Origin of the sequence: Rhodovulum bhavnagarense, from assembly GCF_004343505.1 — a bacterium.
Taxonomy (GTDB): Bacteria; Pseudomonadota; Alphaproteobacteria; order Rhodobacterales; family Rhodobacteraceae; genus Rhodovulum; species Rhodovulum bhavnagarense.
This window is the reverse complement of sequence record NZ_SLXU01000006.1, coordinates 132,310-149,902: the sequence shown is the minus strand read 5'-3', so window position 1 is coordinate 149,902 and position 17,593 is coordinate 132,310. Positions and strand designations below refer to the sequence as shown.

Below are 17,593 nucleotides of genomic sequence, written 5' to 3'. Positions count from 1 at the left end.
CACCCTGCGCGCCTACATGCGGCAAAGGGAACGGCTCACCGAGTATGCCGCCGCTCACATCCAGCACATGCAGAAGGCGTTGATGGAGATGAACCTTCAACTGCATCATGTCGTCTCCGACATCACGGGCGCGACGGGCATGCGGATCATCCGTGCCATCGTTGGAGGCGAGCGTGATCCGGAGGTTCTTGCCGCGTTCCGGGATATTCGCTGCAAATCCTCGATGGAGACGATCAAGGCCGCGCTGGTCGGCAACGACCGTGAGGAGCACGTCTTTGCCCTGACACAGTCTTTGGAGCTTTACGACTTTTACAAAGCACAGATTGAGACATGCGACCGGAAGCTGGAAGCGGCAGTCGCCGCTTTGACTGTCCGGGCTGAAGGTGATCTGGCTTCGCTGCCGAAAGCACGGATCAAAGGCAGGCAGCACAACGCGCCGTCTTTTGATGTGCGAGCGGCGCTTTACGGGGTGTTGGGCACAGACCTGACGCAGATCCACGGCCTCGGCCCGTCGCTGGCTCTGAAGCTTGTGGCAGAATGCGGCACGGACCTGCGCGCCTGGCAGAGCGCCAAGCACTTCACCTCCTGGCTCTGTTTGGCCCCGGGTAACAAGATCTCTGGGGGCAAGCTGCTGTCCTCGCGGACGCGCCGGTCCTCAAGTCGCGCGGCCTCTCTCTTGCGCTTGGCAGCCGTTACGATTGGCAAAAGCGATACGGCCCTGGGCGCGTTTTACCGCCGACTGTCATCGCGCATAGGCAAGCAGAAGGCGGTTACGGCGACGGCGCGCAAGATTGCGGTCCTGTTCTACAACGCAATCCGCCATGGCATGACATATCAGGATCAAGGGGCTGCAGCCTATGATGAACGACATCGGAAACGCGTGCTCTCCAACCTTCAACGGCGCGCCAAGACCCTCGGTTTTGCATTGGAGCCCATTCCCCAGACAGAGGCTGTTTCTTAGGAAGGGCGCAACCCTGCGGCGCGCCCCTTTCCATTACCTATGGTTAAAGGATCGTTCAGGCGCCCAGCGCCTTGACCCGTGCCGAAAGGCGGGACATTTTCCGCGCCACGGTATTCTTGTGCATGACGCCCTTGGTGACGCCACGCATCAGCTCGGGCTGGGCGGCACGCAAGGCGGCCTGGGCGGACGCCTGATCGCCCGAGGCGATAGCCTCTTCGACCTTGCGCAGATAGGTACGGATGCGCGAACGGCGGGCCTTGTTCACGGCATAACGGCGCTCGTTCTGGCGGGCGCGCTTCTTGGCTTGGGGCGAATTTGCCATTTGTATCTGTTCCCTTCTCCGGGTCTCGACGTCAAAAATTTCTGGCGCGAACCGAGGCCCCGGCCGGGTTTGCATCTACCGGCTGATTCCGGCCAAGCGGGCCTCACACGCATGTAAGCCCCGGCCTATAGGTCAGATCGGAGCGAAAGAAAAGACGAAAAGCGTTACCTGTCGCGGAACTGCGGCTCGCGTTTTTCGACAAATGCCTGCATGCCCTCGCTCTGGTCCTCGGTGGCAAACATCATGTGGAACATACGGCGTTCGAACAACAACCCCTCGCGCAGGGTGGTTTCATAGCTGCGATTGACACATTCCTTGACGGCCATCGTGGTCAGCGCCGATTTCTCGGCGATCTTCTCGGCCACGGCCATGGCTTCTTCCATCAACTTCTTGGCGGGCACCACGCGCGACACCAGCCCCGCGCGTTCCGCCTCTTCGGCACCCATGAAGCGGCCGGTCAGGTGCATGTCCATCGCCTTTGACTTGCCCACGATCCGGGTCAGGCGCTGTGTTCCGCCGATGCCCGCGACCACGCCCAAGTTGATTTCCGGCTGGCCGAACTTGGCGGTGTCCGCCGCGATGATGAAATCGCACATCATCGCCAATTCGCATCCCCCGCCCAGGGCATAGCCGGAGACCGCGGCGACGATGGGCTTGCGGCAGGCCAGGAACCGCTCGGTATCCTTGGTGAACAGATCGCCCGCATAGACGTCGACGAAGCTCTTGCCGCTCATCTCGCGGATGTCGGCACCGGCCGCAAACGCCTTTTCCGAACCGGTCAGGACGATGCAGCGAACCTTGTCATTGGCATCCGCCGCCGTGACCGCGTCGGCCAGCTCGGCCATCAGTTCGGCATTCAGGGCATTCAGCGCGTCGGGCCGGTTCAGCCGGATCAGCGCGATGTGGTCCTCGATCTCGACGATCAGCGTCTTGTAAGCCATCGGTGGCGGCCTCCATTGCATTCAGGCCCGAGTCCTTAGCAGGCTGAACCCCGCTTTCAAGTTATCTTTGGCATTGCGGACAATAGAAGGTGGACCGTCCCGATTGCACGATTCGCACGATCTGGCCGACGCATCCTGGGGTGCGGCAGGGCGCGCCCTCGCGCCCGTAGGCGCGGAAATCATGCTGGAAATAGCCCAGTTCCCCGTCCGACTGGCGGTAGTCCCGCAGGGACGACCCGCCCGCCGCGATCGCCTCGGACAGCACGTCGCGGATCACCGGGACCAGGCCGGCCACGCGCGGCGCGGCGATCCGTCCCGCCTTGCGCCTGGGCGAGATGCCGGCGCGATACAGCACCTCGCAAACATAGATGTTGCCCAGCCCCGCCACCACGCGCTGATCCAGCAGCGCCGCCTTGATCGGCGTCATCCGGCCCCGCAGCCGCGCCACCAGGTAATCCTCGTGAAAGGCGTTGCCCAGCGGTTCCGGCCCCAGCCCGGCCAGCAGCCAGTGCCGGTCAACCTGCGCGGTCGGGGTCAGGTCCATCGCGCCGAACCGGCGCGCGTCGTTGAAGGTGACGCGCGCGCCGCCCTCCATGTCAAAGACCACGTGATCGTGTTTTGCAGGGGCAGGGTGGTCGTGATGAAACCGGCCCATGATCACGCCCGACACCAGCATCCGCCCCGACATGCCCAGATGCACGATCAGCGTCTCGCCAGTCGACAGATCGGCCAGGATGTATTTCGACCGCCGCCCCAGCCGGACGATGCGCGCCCCCGTCAGCCGCTCGGCCATGCGCGCAGGCAGGGGCCAGCGCAGGTCGGGCCGGTTGACCTGCGCGGCCGCGATCACCTGCCCTTCCATCGCCGGGACAAGGCCGCGACGCACTGTCTCTACCTCTGGCAATTCGGGCATTCGGCCCTTTCCTCTTTCCGGCAACGCATTGTAACCCCCGACAAGCGCTCTATAAGAAGGGCGCGACCCATCCACGGCAAGGCCCCATGACAGAGCAAGCCCAGAAAACCACCCATTTCGGCTTCCAGACCGTCGCCGAAGAGGAAAAGGCGGGAATGGTGCACGGGGTGTTTACCCGTGTGGCCTCGCGCTATGACCTGATGAACGATCTGATGTCGGCCGGCATCCACCGTGTCTGGAAAGACGCGATGATGGATTGGCTGGCGCCGCAACCGCACCAGCGATTGCTGGATGTCGCGGGCGGCACCGGTGACATCTCGTTCCGGTTCCTGCGCCGCGCGCCCGGAGCGACGGCCGTGGTTTGCGACATGACCGAATCGATGCTGGTCGAGGGCCGCAAGCGCGCCGAGGCCGAGAGCATGGGCGAGAGCCTGTCCTGGGTGGTGGGCGACGGCATGGCGCTGCCGTTCGCGGACAACAGTTTCGATGTCGTGACCAACGCCTTCGGCACGCGTAACATCACCCGGATCGAGGACTCGTTGCGCGAGGGCTTTCGCGTGCTGAAACCGGGCGGGCGGATGATGACCCTGGAATTCAGCCAGATGCCCAACCCGATGCTGCAATGGGCCTATGACCGCTATTCGTTCAACGTGATCCCGGTGATGGGCCAGTTCGTGGCGGGCGACCGCGACAGCTATCAGTACCTGGTGGAATCGATCCGCAAGTTTCCCGACCAGGAAACCTTTGCCCAGATGTTCCGCGACGCCGGATTCGGGCAGGTGAAATACCGCAACCTTTCGCTGGGCATCGCGGCGCTGCATTCGGGCTGGAAGATCTAGGTGCGCGGTCCTCACAATATCTGGCGTCTGTTCGAGACGCTCGCGACGCTTGAACGCACCGGTGCCAACCGCTTCGTGCTTGAGGCAATGGAGGCCCCTGCCTCTGTGCGCGTGATGGCCCGGATTTTCGGCTGGCCGATCAAGTGGCTTGGCAAGAAGGGCGATCCAGAGCTGCCCCCGGCCACCCGCGCGATCACCGCATTGGGACCGGCCTATATCAAGTTTGGCCAGATCCTTTCGACCCGACCGGACGTGGTCGGCCCCGAGATGGCTGGCCAGTTGCGCTATCTCCAGGACAAGCTGCCACCGTTTTCGGTCGAGGTCGCCAAGCAGACCGTGGCGCAGGAACTCGGGCTGCCCGCCGACGAATTGTTCAGTGAATTTTCCGAACCGATCGCCGCGGCCTCTATCGCACAGGTCCACCGCGCCCGCATCACCCGCACCGGCGAAGAAGTTGCCGTCAAGGTGCTGCGTCCAAATGTCGAAAGAAACTTTCGGCGTGATATCAATGCTTTCTACCTTGCAGCATCGACGATCGAGATCCTGGCACCGTTCTCGCGCCGCCTGCGCCCGACGGATGTGATCGCGCATTTCGACGGTGTGGTGACCGGCGAACTCGACCTGCGTATCGAGGCCTCTGCCGCGGCCGAATTCGATGCCAACACGCATGACGATCCGGGATTCGTCGTGCCGCGCGTGATCTGGCCGCTATCGGGCAAGCGGGTTATGACGATGGGCTGGTGCGAGGGCGTGGCCCTGGGCGACAACGCCGCGCTGGATGCCGCGGGCCATGACCGGTATGTGCTGGGCGAGCGCGTATTGTCGATGTTCCTTCGCCACGCGTTGCGCGATGGCTATTTCCATGCCGACATGCACCAGGGCAACATGAAGGTGGCGGCCAACGGCGATATCATGATCTTCGATTTCGGGATCATGGGCCGGATCGACGAATACACCCGCCGGGTCTATGCCGAGATCCTGTATGGGTTCATCCGGCGCGACTATCGCCGCGTCGCCGAGGTGCATTTCGAGGCGGGATATGTCCCGCCCGACCAGAACATCGACGAATTCGCGCAGGCCCTTCGATCGGTGGGCGAGCCGATTTTTGGCATGGATGCCACGCATATCTCGATGGCGAAACTGTTGGCCTACCTGTTCGAGGTGACCGAACGTTTCGGCATGGCCACCCGGACCGAACTGATCCTGCTGCAACGGACGATGGTGGTGGTCGAAGGCGTGGCGCGCTCGCTCAACCCCTCGATCAATATCTGGGAGGTCGCGCGCCCGGTGGTCGAGGAATATATCAAGCAGAATATCGGCCCCAAGGCGCTGGCCCGCGATCTGGCCCGAACCACGCGGGTCCTGGCCCGTTTTGGTCCACGCCTGCCCGAACTGGCGGAATCTGCCCTGATCGCACAATCCAACCCCAAGCACGCCCCGGTGCGCGACAACGGCCTTCGCCCGGTCCAGTGGATGGCGGCCGGCGCGGCATTCACGCTGTTCGGCATGGCGGTGGCGGCACTGTTCTAGCCCTGGCAAGGGTGGGCCTCCGGCGCGCGCAATGCGCCCACGCTATCGGCGGCGACCTCTGCCCCGCCTGCAAGTCGCAGAGATACGCCCGCCTCGCCCGCGACCACCTCTATCACGCGCGCAAAACTGGGAGCAGGCGTTTCGGCGATGCGGACGCCATCAACATAACTTTCGGTGGTGAAACCGTATGTGCCGCTGGCCAGCGCACGGCCATCGGCCCCGATCCCGGCCCAGTCCAGCGGCGCGGGATCGAGGCCGAGCTGGACACGCTGTACCTCGGCCCCGGCGGCATCACGCACCACCAGAACCGCGCTGTCAGCACCTGCGGCGATCTGTGGAACCACGGTAACCGGCGCACCGTCAAACAAGGTCGGCGCGGCCACCCGCACCTCTTGCCCCACCCAGCCGGCATAGGCCGACAGCCCCGTCGCGCCCAGCGCACCGGACATCTCAACCAGCAACTGGTTGGTGCGGACCTGCTGTTCGACACCTGAAAAGGTGGCGATCTGCACCGCGTAATCAGTCGAATCCATCGGGTTCAGAGGGTCCTGATTCTGCATCTGCGCGGTCAACATCTTCAGGAAGGTCTCGAAATCAGAACTGATCGCAGCCTTGTCCGCCGCGCTGGTGCCTGTGGCGGCTTGCACGGGGGCCGCGCCGGATGAATGAATGCTCGTGCTGTCCATCGGTGGATCCTTTCTAAAGACGCAGGTCCAGCCCGCCTACCCCGCGGCGGGCGACACCCTCGCCCGGCGGGTCGCAGACCAGGCCGTCCGCTGGAACAGGCCCCGAGGACGGCAGGGATGGCGCGTAAGGGAGTCCATCCCCCCCCGCGCCACGCCCCGAAAAATCAAGAGATACAGAGTCATACCCAAGATCGCGCAACGCACCGGCCAAGGTGTCGGCATGGCGCCGCATCAGGTCCAGCGTCTCGGCCCGGTCCGCCGCCAGAACGACGGTAATCGTCTGTTCGCCGGGCATCAGGCTGAGCTGCACCCGGCCCAGCTCCACCGGGTCCAGGGTGAGCTCGATGCGGCCGTCCATGCGCAGCCGCGACATGGCCTCGGCCAGGGCGTTCATCTGGGAAGGGCTTAAACCGCCAGAATGCGCAGCGCCGGGGCGCGTGATCGTCCCTTCGCCCTGTGCGGCGGGCGTGGTGGCGCTCAAGCCGCCCGGCAAATCCTCTCGGGGCAGATCGATCTGCGCCGGGTCCAACTCTACGGGTCCGCGCGGACCCTCCGGAAGGGGCGACGAAGGATCTCTTATTACCATGCCCGCGGGTGGCGGAAACGAACCGGCAGGCGCGGCAGGCCGGACCCCTGACACCGCCGGACGTGCGACACGACGTTCATCCCCCGAGGCCGCACCCGGCGCGGCAATATCCAACCCCGGCATCCCCCCGCCATCCAATGGCCGGGACAGGGCCGCCAGGCTTTTCCCGGTCGCTTGCGGCGGAACCGCCACGGCCCGGCTGGGCACAGGGGGCACCCGCGAATCCGCACAATCCATGGCATCGGAAGAGACCACACCAGGTTGCGCCGACAGCTTGACCTGACCCATTTCAGGCCCCGCCCCTTGGCTGGCATCAAGCCGGGCGCGACGCGGATCAGTTTCGGCGGAAACGGTCGCCTCTGACGCGATCAGGCCACCCATAGGGACCTGGTTCGTCATCCCCGCGATCAAGCGGGCAACCGGTTGAATCGGCCCCTCGACATTGCGCCCGGCGGGGCGTTCCCGACCCGTTTCTTCCCCTGTCGCGGGTTGGGGCGACATACGCCCCTGTCGACCCGCCGACATGACCTCGACGCCCCGCGGGACAGCCGCAAGATGGCCATCACCGGCCGACAGGACAGGGCACGGTGGGATCGGTTCAACCCCTGACTCGACGACCACCGCGACGGGGTGCGGCGCGCCATGCAAGGCGGTCGAAGCGAGCGGGCATACCTGGCCTTCATGGCGCCGCCCCCCATCCCCGTCGAAGGCGGAAAGCGTCCCTCCTTCCCCGAATGCGAGATCGGCAAGCGGTCGAGCCACACCAGCCGTGGCAGGCGCGATCAGCCCGGTCACGGCGCCCTCCTCGGGTGGGGTCGTTATCGCCTCTGCCTGCCGATGAGATGCCACGGTTTCCGCCTGCGCGACGTATCCAGACGCGGCCTTGACCGTCACGACAACCTGTTCCCAGCCAAAACATCCCGGCGCATCTGTCAACGACACGGCCCGCACCGGCACAGGCGGCGCGGGTCGCGACACTGGGCCGGGTGCGATCGAAACGGCACTGGTCATCGGCTCTCCTTTCCGGGTCGATGGTGCCAACCTGCCCCGGTGCCAGTTACCGAACCTTTACCGGCCCCGCGTCATATCCCGAAAAACGACTCGCATTTGAAGGAGACCACGATGCTCTCGCCCCTGACCGACGGGTCTGTCCGACAATCCGCGCCGCCCGCCACGTTACACGCGGCTGCCCTGCGTATAGAGGCACTCTTTCTCGCCGAAATGTTGAAATCTGCGGGGCTTGATGCGCGATCCGGCCCCTTTGGCGGCGGCGCCGGAGAGACGCAATTCTCCTCTTTCCTGCGCCGGGAGCAAGCAGAGATGATGGCCCGCGCCGGGGGAATCGGATTGGCCGAATCACTGTTCGAGGCCCTGAAGGAGCGGTCAGATGACACCGGCTGAAGATCTTTTGGCGGTGCTGCTGCGCGAACAGCAGGCCCTGCGCCTTGCCGATTTCGATGCCTTGGCCCGGATCGCACATGAAAAGGAACGGCTGGCCGATCGCTTGGCCGAGGCTCCCCGCCCCGACCCGGCGATGCGCGCGCACCTGCGTGACGCGACACGCCGGAACGCCCGGCTGCTGGACAGCGTGCGACGCGGCTTGGCCAGCGCGGCTGACCACCTGGCGAGGCGGGGGGCAGCAGGGGGGCTGCGCACCTATGACAGCCGGGGCCAGCGCGCGGCGCTGGGCGGCCCGTCGCGCGATCCGATCCGCCGGGCGTGAACGAGTTAGCTCAAATGCAAAGGATCGGGGCCGCACGGATTCACCCTCGCTTAACCGGCTGACGCGAGGGTTGTTCTGCGCCCGGCCTACCGGGCGGCGCGGGCCGGCCGACCGAACCGCAGGGGTCAGAAGACCGTCCACCGCCCCCACCGGGGCAGTCAGCACAGGCGCAAAGCGCCCCTCACCGAAAGGACGGACCCATGTCCAGCATTCTCACCAACAACAGCGCGATGGTTGCGCTGCAAACGCTCAAGACCATCAATAACGACCTGTCCAAGACCCAGGACATGATCTCGACAGGCAAGGCGATCGGATCGGCCAAGGACAATGCGGCGGTCTGGTCAATCGCGACCAAGATGAGCAGTGACGCCAACATGTTCAACACGATCTCGGACGAGCTTGGGGTCGGCAAGGCGACAGTCGACGTGGCGCTTGCGGGGATCGACCAGCTGACCGGCACGCTCGACGAAATCGAGGCCCTGGCCGTCTCGGGCAAGAGCGAAGGCGCCGATTTTACCAAGATCAACGAGCAGATCGAGGCGCTGAAAGAAAAGATGGACTCGGTCGTGACCAACTCCCAGTTCAATGGCATCAACCTGCTGAACGATACCGTGGACGGAACCTCGGCCAGCCTGAACATCGCCTCCTCCGTCGTCCGTGCGACACCGGGCGGCGACTCAACCGTCGACACCATCGAGGTTAGCGCCACGAATCTGTCTGGCGCGGGCGTCAATAACGTCACCTTCACGCCGCTCGATGGCACTTCGACAACGGCTGACACGGTGATCGGTGAGATCCAGGCCATGCGGACGGCCGTTCTGACGGCGGGCGCCGATCTCGGCGCCAAGTCGGCACAGATCGGGGACCAGATGAAATTTGTCAGCGCCATGGGCGACGCGCTCAAGGCCGGCATCAGCGTCATGACCGACGCCAACATGGAAGAGGCCTCGGCCAAGCTTCAGGCCCTGCAGGTACAACAACAGTTGGCGACCCAGTCGCTGTCGATCGCCAACCAGGCGCCGCAGAACATCCTGTCGCTGTTTCGCTAAGACGATCGGGCCAGGGCCGAACAGCCCCGGCCCTTTCGTATGAGACAATACCATTCACCGGAACAAAGGGATAGCTCGTGAACACCCAGATCATGGCACAAAGAGGCTATTCGGCCCCCGCCCAGAACCAGATCCGCACCCCCCGCGCCACCGAATACGCGGCCTTTGCCCAGATTACGGCCCGCATGACACGGGCACAATCGGGCGGGCCGGACGGTTTCCCGGAACTTGCTGCGGCGCTGCATGAAAACCGCAAGCTCTGGCGCCTTTTGGCGCTGGACGTTGCCGACACGAGAAACGCCCTGCCCAATGATCTGCGGGCGCGCCTGTTCTTTCTCTACGAATTTACCGATCAGCACAGTTCAAAGGTGTTGGAACGGCGGGCCGATGCCGCCCCCCTGATCGAGATCAACACCGCGATCATGCGCGGCCTGTCCTGATAACGGGGAATACCATGAGCGGACTTATACTAAAACTCGGCCCGCGCGAACGACTTCTGATCAATGGGGCGGTGGTCGAAAATGGCGAGAGGCGCACGAGACTCTCGATCCAGACCCCCAACGCATCGATCCTGCGCCTGCGTGACGCCATTCATCCCGAAGATGCCGTGACCCCGGTGCGCCGACTCTGCTACATGGCGCAACTGATCTTGTCAGGCGACAGTGCGGCCGACGACATGCGGCCGCGATTGCTGCGCGGGATCGAACAACTCAGCCAGGTTCTTGTCGATCCCGATAGCCGCGCCCAGATCGGGCTGGCAACGCAATCTCTCATGTCCGGACAGTATTACGACACCCTCAGGTCGCTGAGGCGGCTTTTGCCGCGCGAAGAACGCCTGCCTGCGACGGCTCGGTCGCAATGAGTTTTCAGCCGATCGTGCCATTTTCCGGCTATGCGGGCTGGCGTTTCCTCGAACGCACGATGGAACGCCAACAACAAACCTTTGCACAAGGCCCCGGCCTCAGGGCAGAGGCCGACCATTTCAGAGGGATGATCGGCAAGGCCCTTGATGCAAATGACCTGGTTTCCGATTACAGGTTGCTCAAGGTCGCACTCGGCGCCTTTGGCCTCGACGACCAGATCGCGTCAAAGTACCTGATCAAGAAGGTTCTGCAACAAGACACCGCCGATCCCGACGCGCTGGCCAACCAACTGCCCGACAAGCGGTGGCTGGACTTTGCCAATGCGTTTTCCAGCGGCGGTCAAGTGAGCGCACGGGTAAGAGACCCCCGATTCGTCGAAGAGATCGTCAACAGGTTCCAGACGCGCCAGTTCGAAAGGGCCGTGGGCGAACGCGATGACGCCCTGCGTCTCGCAATGAATCTTGAGCGCGAACTCGCGGGCATCGCCGTCGGGGACTCGTCGGAAAACGCCAAGTGGTACACGATCATGGGCACACCCGCGGTGAGGGCGGTATTCGACACGGCCCTTGGCCTGCCCGACGCCTTTGCCACGCTCGATCTCGACCGGCAACTGGGTGTCTACAAAACACGGGTGGCGGCGATGTTCGGCGCCGATTCCGTGACGCAATTCACGGACTCGGCCACCCGTGAAAAGCTGATCCAGAATTTCATGATCCGGCGGGAAATAAACGATTTCGGCATCGCAAGTTCTGGGCAGATCGCCTTGCAACTTCTTGCCGTTGGTGGCGCGCGCTGACGCGAACGAGGGCCTTACTGCTTGTGGCAGGCCGGGCAATGGCGCCGCAACGACCACAAAACGCATCGGCGCAACACCGCTTGTCCTCGTGCGCGGGCGCAAGATGCCGGGGCGGCCGGGGCGGGACCGTCGGCCCAACCTTGGCCATCCCAACACTGACTGCCTCAGTACCGCGCGATGCCCCCGACATGGGCGGGCAGACGCCGACCGCCCCCTGATCCGGCCCCGTTGCGTCAGAAAACACGTCCTCCCGTCCCGGCCCAAGCTCAGGCCGCAGCACCGGGCACGGGCCGGGTGCTGACCCCGACCAAGGCGCGGGCCCCGGCATCGGGAACGGCGCCCTGCGGCGCCGCGTGCAGGGGCGAGGCCGCGCCCAGGACGGCTGAAAGCCGGTCGAAACTTTGGGCTACGCCCGCGCTGGAATGCTCTGTCATAAAGACATCAAGGCCCGGCCAGACCCGGATCGCGGCGTCGATCTGGGAATCACTGCCCTCGGGATAAAGCCCGGCCTGGATCATCAGCTCGGCCTGGTCGTAAACGCCCATCAACCGGCGGGCCCGCGCGATCAACAGGTTCTCGGTGCCGCTGGCCGCGCGCGGCAGGCTGCGCGAGACAGAACGCAACAAATCCACCGCCGGGAACCGGCCCCGCTCTGCGATGCGGCGGTCAAGCACGACATGCCCGTCCAGCACACCGCGCAGGATATCCGCGACCGGCTCTTCCATGTCCGACCCGGCGACCAGAACAGAAAATATCGCCGTGATATCGCCCGCCTCGTCCGCCCCCGGCCCCGCCCGTTCGGCCAATGACATGATCGCCTGCGCGGTCGAGGGCGGATAGCCGCGAAGCGCCGCAGACTCTCCGGCGGCCAGCGCCAACTCGCGATGAGCCTCGGCGAAACGGGTGACCGAATCGGCAAGGAACAGGACGTGCCGGCCAGTGTCGCGGAAATGTTCGGCGACAGCCATCGCGGCCCAGGCCGCGCGACGACGAACCAGCGGCGACTGGTCAGAGGTGGCCGCGATCACGATCGACCGGGCCATACCCTCTGGCCCCAACACATCGGCCACGAATTCGCCCAGCTCGCGTCCGCGTTCACCGATCAGGGCGATGACCGCGATATCGGCCTCTAGCCCGCGGGCAAGCTGACCCAGAAGGGTCGACTTGCCTACACCGGACCCCGCGAACAACCCGACCCTCTGTCCGCGCACGATGGGCAAGAGCGTGTCGAAAACCGCCAGCCCCGTTGCCAGCCGCGCGCCCATGCCGCGCCGCTGCGCCGCGGGGGGCGGCGCGGCCCGCAGCGGGCGCGGCACAGGCCCCGGCAATAACGGCCGCCCGTCCAGCGGTCGCCCGAACGGGTCTACCACCCGGCCGATCCAGCCCGCATGCGGCGCAATCTCGCCCGGACCCAGCAGGGCAACGCAATCACCTACCGACACGCCGTCTGGCGTACCGTCGGGCAGGACGGTCACCATCCCCTCGGCCAGCGCGATAACCTCACCAAGGCGGCAAGCGCCACGCCCATGCCGGATTTCGACCAGGTCGCCCAGCCCCGCGCCATGCGACAGCCCCGCGATTCGCAGCGTACCACCACCGGCCGCAACGACGTGCCCCACATGCCTGAAAGGGGTCAACGCGGCCAGCCGGGCCTCTAGCAGGCGAAAGGGGCTATGGGTCATGACGACATCCGTTCCTGTTTCGTACCTTACGCTTTCTAAAGGAATCGCCCTTAAGCATCGGTTGAAACCGAGGGAGAAGCCCCGATGCCCGAGATCCTGCAAATGGCCCAGGCGCTGGCCCGCCATGCAAGCGCACGACAGGCCATCATCGCCCGCAATGTCGCCAATGCCGATACGCCGGGCTATCGGGCGCGCGATGTCGCGGCCTTTTCCGACAGCTATCGCGCCGTTGCCACCCTGCCCCTGCGCATTACGCGGCAGGGTCATCTGGGCGCCACCCGAGCCGACACCCTGCCGCGCATACGTCCGGCAATGGCCCCCGCCGCCCCCAATGGCAACACCGTTTCCCTCGAGGAAGAGATGCTGCGCGCGGCGCAAACCCAACGCGCGAACACCCTGGCGTTGAGCGTTTATCGTTCTGCTCTGGGTATCCTGCGCACCAGCCTTGGCCGAACCCGATAGGAGGATGACATGACCCTGCTCAATGACAGCCTGGCGATCTCGGCCAGCGGACTTCGGGCGCAGGCCACGCGCCTGCGTCATGTGTCAGAGAATATCGCGAATGCCGATACGCCTGGCTATCATCGCAAGCTGACCCGCTTCGAACCGGCGGGCACGATCGGCCAGCCGCCAGGCACAGTGCGAACCGGTCCCGTCACGCTGGACCCCACCGCGCCCGAACGCATCTACCGGCCCGGTCATCCGCTGGCTGATGCCAGCGGCCATTACCAGGGTTCCAACGTCAACCTGATGATAGAAATCGCCGACGCGCGCGAGGCACAGCGCAGCTATGAGGCAAACCTGAAACTGTTCGACCAGGCCCGGCAGATGTCGCGCGGCCTGCTGGACCTGTTGCGCCAATAGGAGACCCCGGATGAGTATCGACACCACCCTAGCCCTCAGGGGCTATGCCGGCGCACGTCCCGCCACCCAGCCAGAGCCTTTGCAGAACACGGCCGAAAACGGGTTCGCCCGCGTTGCCGCCGGCCTGGATGCAACGATCCGCCATGGCGAACGGACGGCCATGGCGGCGATGACCGGCGGCGCCGATCCGCATGCGCTGGTTCAGGCGCTGACCCAGAGCGAACTGGCGGTCGAAACGGCCGTGACCATCCGCGACAAGGTGGTCGAGGCCTACCAGGAAATCCTGCGGATGCCGGTGTGACGGGATGACTGACATGGTGTTTTACGACACGCTACGCCAAGGCCTGTGGATCGCGATGGTGATTTCGCTGCCGATCCTTGCCGCCGCGCTCGTGACCGGGGTCGCGATCGGCCTGTTGCAGGCGCTGACCTCGGTGCAGGAAATGACACTGACCTTCGTGCCCAAACTTGCCGCGATGCTGGCGGTGTTCTGGACCTGCATGGGATTCATGACAGAAACGCTGAGCGGTTTTTTCGCGGACCGGATAATACCTTTGATTGCAGGGATTTAGCATGGAAAATGCCGGATATGCCGCCCTGACCCGTCAGAGCGGGCTGATGCGCGAAATGCAGGGCATCGCGCAGAACATCGCCAACATGACCACCACCGGCTATCGTGCCGAGGGGCTGATCTTTGCCGAACATGTCGCCCGACTTGGCCAGGGGTCAGAGGGTCTGTCCATGGCCCATGCAATCGTGCGCAACGTCGATCTGTCACAGGCGCCGTTGCGGCGCACCGGCGGACAGTTCGATTTTGCGATCGAGGGTGAAGGCTTTTTCCTGCTGGACACGCCCGAGGGGCCGCGCCTGACCCGAGCCGGAAGCTTTACCCCCGATGCACTGGGCGAGTTGGTTTCGCCCGATGGCCACCGTTTGCTGGATGAGGGCGGCGCGCCGGTCTTTGTTCCGCCCGATGCGCGCAGCATTGCGCTTGCCGCCGATGGAACGCTGTCAGCCGACGGTCAGCCACTGACCCGGATCGGGCTTTTTGCCCCTGCCGATCCGGCGGCGATCTCTCGCACAGGAAGCGCGCTATTCGACGCCGGCCCGGCGCCCGTGCCCGTCTTTGGTGGCCGGCTGGTGCAGGGGGTTCTGGAACAGTCCAACGTCAACCCGATGGCCCAGATCGCCCGCATGATCGAGGTTCAGCGTGCCTATGAGGCCGGTCAGAACCTTCTCGAAAAAGAGGACGAGCGTATCCGCGCCGCCCTGCGCACCCTCGGCGAAAGCTGAGACCGGAAAAGGAAACAAAGATGCGTGCCCTTACAATAGCCGCCAGCGGCATGTCCGCCCAGCAGATGCGGGTCGAGGTGATTTCCAACAACCTCGCCAACATGAACACCACCGGCTATGATGCCCGTCGGGCCGAATTCGCCGACCTGCATTACCAACAGCTTGCCAGCGCCGGAACGATCACCGCCGCAGATGGCTCTGTCCTGCCAACCGGGGTGCAACTCGGTCTGGGCGTGCGTCCCGCCGCGATCGGCGTGGCACTGACGCAGGGCGCGCTGTCGCAAACCGGGGGCGACCTTGACATCGCGATAGAGGGCCGCGGCTATCTAGAGGTGACACTGCCCTCGGGGCAGTCCGCCTATACACGCGACGGGTCGCTACAGCGTACCGGAGATGGGCTTATCGTAACCGCGAACGGCTTCGCCATCGCCCCCGGCATCACGATTCCCGACGATGCGCGCAGCGTTTCGATCACCTCCGAGGGCGAGGTCTACGCCTATTTCGCCAACGCCGTGGAACCCGAGATGCTGGGCCAGTTAAACATGTCGCTCTTTTCAAACGAAAAGGGACTTGAGGCAATCGGGTCAAACCTTTTCACCGAGACAGAGGCTTCTGGCCAGCCGCTCGGCGGGACGCCCGGCGAGGATGGGTTCGGAACGCTGCGGCAGGGCTATCTCGAAGACAGCTCGGTCGATGCGGTACGCGAGGTGACCGAACTGATCGAGGCCCAGCGCGGCTACGAGTTGAACGCCAAGGTCATCACGGCGGCCGACCAGATGCTTGCCGCCACCACCCAGGTGCGATGATGCGTGCCCCCGCTCTGATCCTGGCCCTGGCCGCCGTCGTCTCACCGGCCATGGCCGAGACGCTGATCGCCACGCGCGCAATCCGCAGCACCACGATACTGACTGCGGCCGATATCGCGCTGGCCCCCGGCACGGTGCCCGGCGCGCTTAGCGATCCTGCGCAGGCCATCGGCCAGGAGGCCCGGATCAATCTTTATCCCGGCCGCCCGGTCATGGTGCCCGATCTGGGTCCGCCCGCCCTGGTCGAACGCAACCAGATCGTGACAGTCACCTATGCCGCCGGGGGTCTCGCCATTCGTGCCGAGGCGCGCGCGCTGGACCGCGCAGGGGCAGGGGACCGGGTGCGCGTGATGAACCTCGACTCGCGCAGTACCGTTACCGGAACCGTCACCGCCGAGGGTCGTGTCACCGTCGGCCCCGCCCTTCATCGCTGAGGAACCGCGCCCATGCCACGCCTTGCCCATCTTGCAATCCTTGTTCTCGCGATCCAGGCGGCCGCCTGCCAACGACTAGAAGAGGTCGGTCGCCCCCCCGCCTTTGACCCGGTGGAAGGATCGAATGCCTATTACGCCATGGCCGCGCCCGGAACCCTGCCGCGCATGCTGGACAACCGCCAGCGCGCCGATGCGGCCTCGCTGTGGCCTGCGGGGCATGGTTCACTGTTGGGCGACCGCCGCGCCGGTAAGCGGGGCGATATCCTGACCGTGGTCATCGAGATCGACGAAAAGGCAGAGATTTCGAATGCCAGTCAACGCAGCCGCAGCGGCGGACAATCGATGGGTGTACCCCAGTTCCTCGGCCTGCCCCAGCACATCGCGCCGCACCTGCCAGACGGTGCCGGCACGGACCCCGCCATAGAGACACGGTCCGATACCAGCCATGACGGATCAGGATCGGTCCGGCGCAACGAAAAGCTGGAACTGCGCGTTGCCGCCACGGTAACCGAAGTGCTGGCGAACGGCATATTGCGCATCGAGGGCAGCCAGGAGGTGCGCGTGAATTTCGAGATGCGCGAATTGATCGTCACCGGCTATGCCCGTCCCGACGATATCTCGCGGCAGAACGAAATCACCTATGACAAGATCGCTTCGGCCCGGATTTCCTATGGCGGGCGAGGCCAGATCACCGACATGCAGCAACCTCCCTGGGGCCAACAGATCACTGACCTGGTTCTACCGTTCTGAAAGGTACTGCGATGGGCAAGTTTCTTCCTCTTGTGCTGGCCCTGCTCGGCCTCGGCGCCGGGGCCGGTACTGGCCTGGCGCTGAAACCCGACGCGGCCGGCCATGTCGGCACTCATGAAAACGGCGATCATGGCACGGCAGGCGGGGCAACCGAAACGCCACCTGACCGCAGGCCACCCCCGGCCGCGCCGACGACGTCGCCCGGCCATGGCGCGGCGGGCACCGTGGCCGGGGCCGATTACATCAAGCTTAACAACCAATTCGTCGTGCCCGTAGTCCATGGTGACCGCATGTCGGCCCTCGTGGTCATGTCCCTGAGCCTGGAGGTCGATATCGGCAGCAAGGAAATCGTCTACGCGCGCGAACCAAAGCTGCGCGATGCTTTCCTGCGGGTGATGTTCGATCATGCCAATGCCGGCGGGTTTGACGGCGCGTTTACCGAAAGCGGCCGGATGACGTTATTGCGCGGGGCCCTGAAGGAGGTCGCACAGTCCATCCTCGGCCCCTTGGCGCGTGACGTGCTGATCGTCGATCTGGTTCGGCAGGACGCCTGAG

General features: G+C 64.7%; 24 protein-coding genes. 18 read left to right on the top strand and 6 right to left on the bottom strand.

The features are described 5' to 3' along the window. Window positions 1-961: transposase (locus EV663_RS08615; protein WP_132951385.1), on the top strand; the 961-nt coding region annotated here is incomplete at its 5' end. Window positions 962-1,016: 55 nt separating this feature from the next. Here the strand turns inward: EV663_RS08615 and rpsT are convergent. The 3 genes from rpsT to mutM all read right to left on the bottom strand — a co-directional run bounded on the left by rpsT (window position 1,017) and on the right by mutM (window position 3,137). Further along, complete coding sequence (rpsT, locus tag EV663_RS08610; RefSeq protein ID WP_132951384.1) at window positions 1,017-1,283, bottom strand: 30S ribosomal protein S20; 267 nt, start codon at window positions 1,281-1,283, stop codon at window positions 1,017-1,019. Between the two features lie 164 nt (window positions 1,284-1,447). Then, window positions 1,448-2,224 carry an enoyl-CoA hydratase gene (locus EV663_RS08605; RefSeq protein WP_132951383.1) on the bottom strand — a complete coding sequence of 259 codons (777 nt, stop codon included), beginning with the start codon at window positions 2,222-2,224 and terminating at the stop codon, window positions 1,448-1,450. 61 nt (window positions 2,225-2,285) lie between these two features. Next, entirely contained in the window at window positions 2,286-3,137 is an 852-nt protein-coding gene (gene mutM, locus EV663_RS08600; protein ID WP_132951382.1) for a bifunctional DNA-formamidopyrimidine glycosylase/DNA-(apurinic or apyrimidinic site) lyase, read from the bottom strand. An 86-nt stretch (window positions 3,138-3,223) separates the two neighbouring features. On the opposite strand from mutM, the gene ubiE reads away from it, so the two are divergent. Beyond that, on the top strand, window positions 3,224-3,976 hold the full coding sequence (gene ubiE / locus EV663_RS08595) for a bifunctional demethylmenaquinone methyltransferase/2-methoxy-6-polyprenyl-1,4-benzoquinol methylase UbiE (RefSeq protein WP_132951381.1): 753 nt from the start codon (window positions 3,224-3,226) through the stop codon (window positions 3,974-3,976). Beyond that, window positions 3,977-5,506, top strand: a complete 1,530-nt coding sequence (gene ubiB / locus EV663_RS08590; protein ID WP_132951380.1) for a 2-polyprenylphenol 6-hydroxylase — start codon at window positions 3,977-3,979, stop codon at window positions 5,504-5,506. On the opposite strand, the gene EV663_RS08585 is transcribed toward ubiB, so the two are convergent. Together EV663_RS08585 and EV663_RS08580 are read right to left on the bottom strand one after the other, a co-directional pair. Beyond that, window positions 5,503-6,192: a flagellar hook capping FlgD N-terminal domain-containing protein gene (locus tag EV663_RS08585; RefSeq protein ID WP_132951379.1), complete on the bottom strand. Its 690-nt coding sequence runs from the start codon at window positions 6,190-6,192 to the stop codon at window positions 5,503-5,505. The genes ubiB and EV663_RS08585 overlap by 4 nt on opposite strands. 13 nt (window positions 6,193-6,205) lie before the next feature. Beyond that, window positions 6,206-7,789: a flagellar hook-length control protein FliK gene (locus EV663_RS08580; RefSeq protein WP_132951378.1), complete on the bottom strand. Its 1,584-nt coding sequence runs from the start codon at window positions 7,787-7,789 to the stop codon at window positions 6,206-6,208. Window positions 7,790-7,900: 111 nt separating this feature from the next. Between EV663_RS08580 and EV663_RS08575 the strand changes: the two genes are divergently transcribed. From EV663_RS08575 to EV663_RS08550, 6 genes are all read left to right on the top strand, one after another. Then, window positions 7,901-8,179: a rod-binding protein gene (locus EV663_RS08575; RefSeq protein WP_132951377.1), complete on the top strand. Its 279-nt coding sequence runs from the start codon at window positions 7,901-7,903 to the stop codon at window positions 8,177-8,179. Then, window positions 8,166-8,501, top strand: coding sequence for a hypothetical protein (locus EV663_RS08570; RefSeq protein ID WP_132951376.1), 336 nt, complete (start codon window positions 8,166-8,168; stop codon window positions 8,499-8,501). Before EV663_RS08575 ends, EV663_RS08570 begins: the two co-directional genes overlap by 14 nt. A 200-nt stretch (window positions 8,502-8,701) precedes the next feature. Then, window positions 8,702-9,550, top strand: coding sequence for a flagellin N-terminal helical domain-containing protein (locus EV663_RS08565; protein WP_132951375.1), 849 nt, complete (start codon window positions 8,702-8,704; stop codon window positions 9,548-9,550). A 77-nt stretch (window positions 9,551-9,627) separates the two neighbouring features. Next, entirely contained in the window at window positions 9,628-9,990 is a 363-nt protein-coding gene (gene flaF, locus EV663_RS08560) for a flagellar biosynthesis regulator FlaF (protein WP_132951374.1), read from the top strand. Between the two features lie 14 nt (window positions 9,991-10,004). Then, window positions 10,005-10,412 carry a flagellar biosynthesis repressor FlbT gene (gene flbT, locus EV663_RS08555; protein WP_132951373.1) on the top strand — a complete coding sequence of 136 codons (408 nt, stop codon included), beginning with the start codon at window positions 10,005-10,007 and terminating at the stop codon, window positions 10,410-10,412. Then, entirely contained in the window at window positions 10,409-11,209 is an 801-nt protein-coding gene (locus tag EV663_RS08550; protein WP_132951372.1) for a DUF1217 domain-containing protein, read from the top strand. Before flbT ends, EV663_RS08550 begins: the two co-directional genes overlap by 4 nt. 266 nt (window positions 11,210-11,475) lie before the next feature. Here EV663_RS08550 and EV663_RS08545 read toward each other — a convergent pair whose 3' ends face one another. Further along, entirely contained in the window at window positions 11,476-12,891 is a 1,416-nt protein-coding gene (locus tag EV663_RS08545) for a FliI/YscN family ATPase (RefSeq protein ID WP_132951371.1), read from the bottom strand. 84 nt (window positions 12,892-12,975) lie between these two features. Between EV663_RS08545 and EV663_RS08540 the strand changes: the two genes are divergently transcribed. Genes EV663_RS08540 through EV663_RS08500 form a run of 9 tightly spaced genes read left to right on the top strand, consistent with a single transcriptional unit; the run spans window position 12,976 to window position 17,592 of the window. Further along, the gene (locus EV663_RS08540) at window positions 12,976-13,353 is read left to right on the top strand and encodes a FlgB family protein (protein ID WP_132951370.1); all 378 of its coding nucleotides are present in this window, start codon (window positions 12,976-12,978) and stop codon (window positions 13,351-13,353) included. A gap of 9 nt (window positions 13,354-13,362) precedes the next feature. Next, entirely contained in the window at window positions 13,363-13,755 is a 393-nt protein-coding gene (gene flgC / locus EV663_RS08535) for a flagellar basal body rod protein FlgC (protein WP_132951369.1), read from the top strand. Window positions 13,756-13,765: 10 nt separating this feature from the next. Further along, window positions 13,766-14,056 carry a flagellar hook-basal body complex protein FliE gene (gene fliE, locus EV663_RS08530; protein ID WP_132951368.1) on the top strand — a complete coding sequence of 97 codons (291 nt, stop codon included), beginning with the start codon at window positions 13,766-13,768 and terminating at the stop codon, window positions 14,054-14,056. Between the two features lie 4 nt (window positions 14,057-14,060). Further along, complete coding sequence (locus tag EV663_RS08525; protein ID WP_132951367.1) at window positions 14,061-14,327, top strand: flagellar biosynthetic protein FliQ; 267 nt, start codon at window positions 14,061-14,063, stop codon at window positions 14,325-14,327. A gap of 1 nt (window position 14,328) precedes the next feature. Beyond that, complete coding sequence (locus EV663_RS08520; protein WP_132951366.1) at window positions 14,329-15,048, top strand: flagellar hook-basal body complex protein; 720 nt, start codon at window positions 14,329-14,331, stop codon at window positions 15,046-15,048. Window positions 15,049-15,068: 20 nt separating this feature from the next. Continuing rightward, window positions 15,069-15,854: a flagellar basal-body rod protein FlgG gene (flgG, locus tag EV663_RS08515; RefSeq protein ID WP_132951365.1), complete on the top strand. Its 786-nt coding sequence runs from the start codon at window positions 15,069-15,071 to the stop codon at window positions 15,852-15,854. Beyond that, the gene (gene flgA, locus EV663_RS08510; RefSeq protein WP_132951364.1) at window positions 15,854-16,288 is read left to right on the top strand and encodes a flagellar basal body P-ring formation chaperone FlgA; all 435 of its coding nucleotides are present in this window, start codon (window positions 15,854-15,856) and stop codon (window positions 16,286-16,288) included. Before flgG ends, flgA begins: the two co-directional genes overlap by 1 nt. A gap of 12 nt (window positions 16,289-16,300) precedes the next feature. Next, a complete protein-coding gene (gene flgH / locus EV663_RS08505) occupies window positions 16,301-17,038 on the top strand; it encodes a flagellar basal body L-ring protein FlgH (protein ID WP_132951363.1) in 738 nt (245 codons plus the stop codon). A gap of 11 nt (window positions 17,039-17,049) precedes the next feature. After that, window positions 17,050-17,592 (top strand): flagellar basal body-associated FliL family protein, encoded by a 543-nt coding sequence (locus tag EV663_RS08500; protein ID WP_132951362.1) that lies wholly within the window; start codon window positions 17,050-17,052, stop codon window positions 17,590-17,592. Window position 17,593 lies beyond the last annotated feature (1 nt).

Excerpts from the sequence above, each read along its gene's own strand:
- EV663_RS08500 (WP_132951362.1), top strand. The coding sequence starts at position 17,050 with ATGGGCAAGTTTCTTCCTCTTGTGCTGGCCCTGCTCGGCCTCGGCGCC.
- EV663_RS08580 (WP_132951378.1), bottom strand. The coding sequence starts at position 7,789 with ATGACCAGTGCCGTTTCGATCGCACCCGGCCCAGTGTCGCGACCCGCG.
- ubiE (WP_132951381.1), top strand. The coding sequence starts at position 3,224 with ATGACAGAGCAAGCCCAGAAAACCACCCATTTCGGCTTCCAGACCGTC.
- rpsT (WP_132951384.1), bottom strand. The coding sequence starts at position 1,283 with ATGGCAAATTCGCCCCAAGCCAAGAAGCGCGCCCGCCAGAACGAGCGC.
- EV663_RS08545 (WP_132951371.1), bottom strand. The coding sequence starts at position 12,891 with ATGACCCATAGCCCCTTTCGCCTGCTAGAGGCCCGGCTGGCCGCGTTG.
- EV663_RS08605 (WP_132951383.1), bottom strand. The coding sequence starts at position 2,224 with ATGGCTTACAAGACGCTGATCGTCGAGATCGAGGACCACATCGCGCTG.
- mutM (WP_132951382.1), bottom strand. The coding sequence starts at position 3,137 with ATGCCCGAATTGCCAGAGGTAGAGACAGTGCGTCGCGGCCTTGTCCCG.
- EV663_RS08525 (WP_132951367.1), top strand. The coding sequence starts at position 14,061 with ATGACTGACATGGTGTTTTACGACACGCTACGCCAAGGCCTGTGGATC.
- flbT (WP_132951373.1), top strand. The coding sequence starts at position 10,005 with ATGAGCGGACTTATACTAAAACTCGGCCCGCGCGAACGACTTCTGATC.
- EV663_RS08575 (WP_132951377.1), top strand. The coding sequence starts at position 7,901 with ATGCTCTCGCCCCTGACCGACGGGTCTGTCCGACAATCCGCGCCGCCC.
- EV663_RS08585 (WP_132951379.1), bottom strand. The coding sequence starts at position 6,192 with ATGGACAGCACGAGCATTCATTCATCCGGCGCGGCCCCCGTGCAAGCC.
- EV663_RS08570 (WP_132951376.1), top strand. The coding sequence starts at position 8,166 with ATGACACCGGCTGAAGATCTTTTGGCGGTGCTGCTGCGCGAACAGCAG.
- EV663_RS08565 (WP_132951375.1), top strand. The coding sequence starts at position 8,702 with ATGTCCAGCATTCTCACCAACAACAGCGCGATGGTTGCGCTGCAAACG.
- flgG (WP_132951365.1), top strand. The coding sequence starts at position 15,069 with ATGCGTGCCCTTACAATAGCCGCCAGCGGCATGTCCGCCCAGCAGATG.
- EV663_RS08520 (WP_132951366.1), top strand. The coding sequence starts at position 14,329 with ATGGAAAATGCCGGATATGCCGCCCTGACCCGTCAGAGCGGGCTGATG.
- EV663_RS08550 (WP_132951372.1), top strand. The coding sequence starts at position 10,409 with ATGAGTTTTCAGCCGATCGTGCCATTTTCCGGCTATGCGGGCTGGCGT.
- flgA (WP_132951364.1), top strand. The coding sequence starts at position 15,854 with ATGCGTGCCCCCGCTCTGATCCTGGCCCTGGCCGCCGTCGTCTCACCG.
- EV663_RS08540 (WP_132951370.1), top strand. The coding sequence starts at position 12,976 with ATGCCCGAGATCCTGCAAATGGCCCAGGCGCTGGCCCGCCATGCAAGC.
- flgH (WP_132951363.1), top strand. The coding sequence starts at position 16,301 with ATGCCACGCCTTGCCCATCTTGCAATCCTTGTTCTCGCGATCCAGGCG.
- fliE (WP_132951368.1), top strand. The coding sequence starts at position 13,766 with ATGAGTATCGACACCACCCTAGCCCTCAGGGGCTATGCCGGCGCACGT.
- flgC (WP_132951369.1), top strand. The coding sequence starts at position 13,363 with ATGACCCTGCTCAATGACAGCCTGGCGATCTCGGCCAGCGGACTTCGG.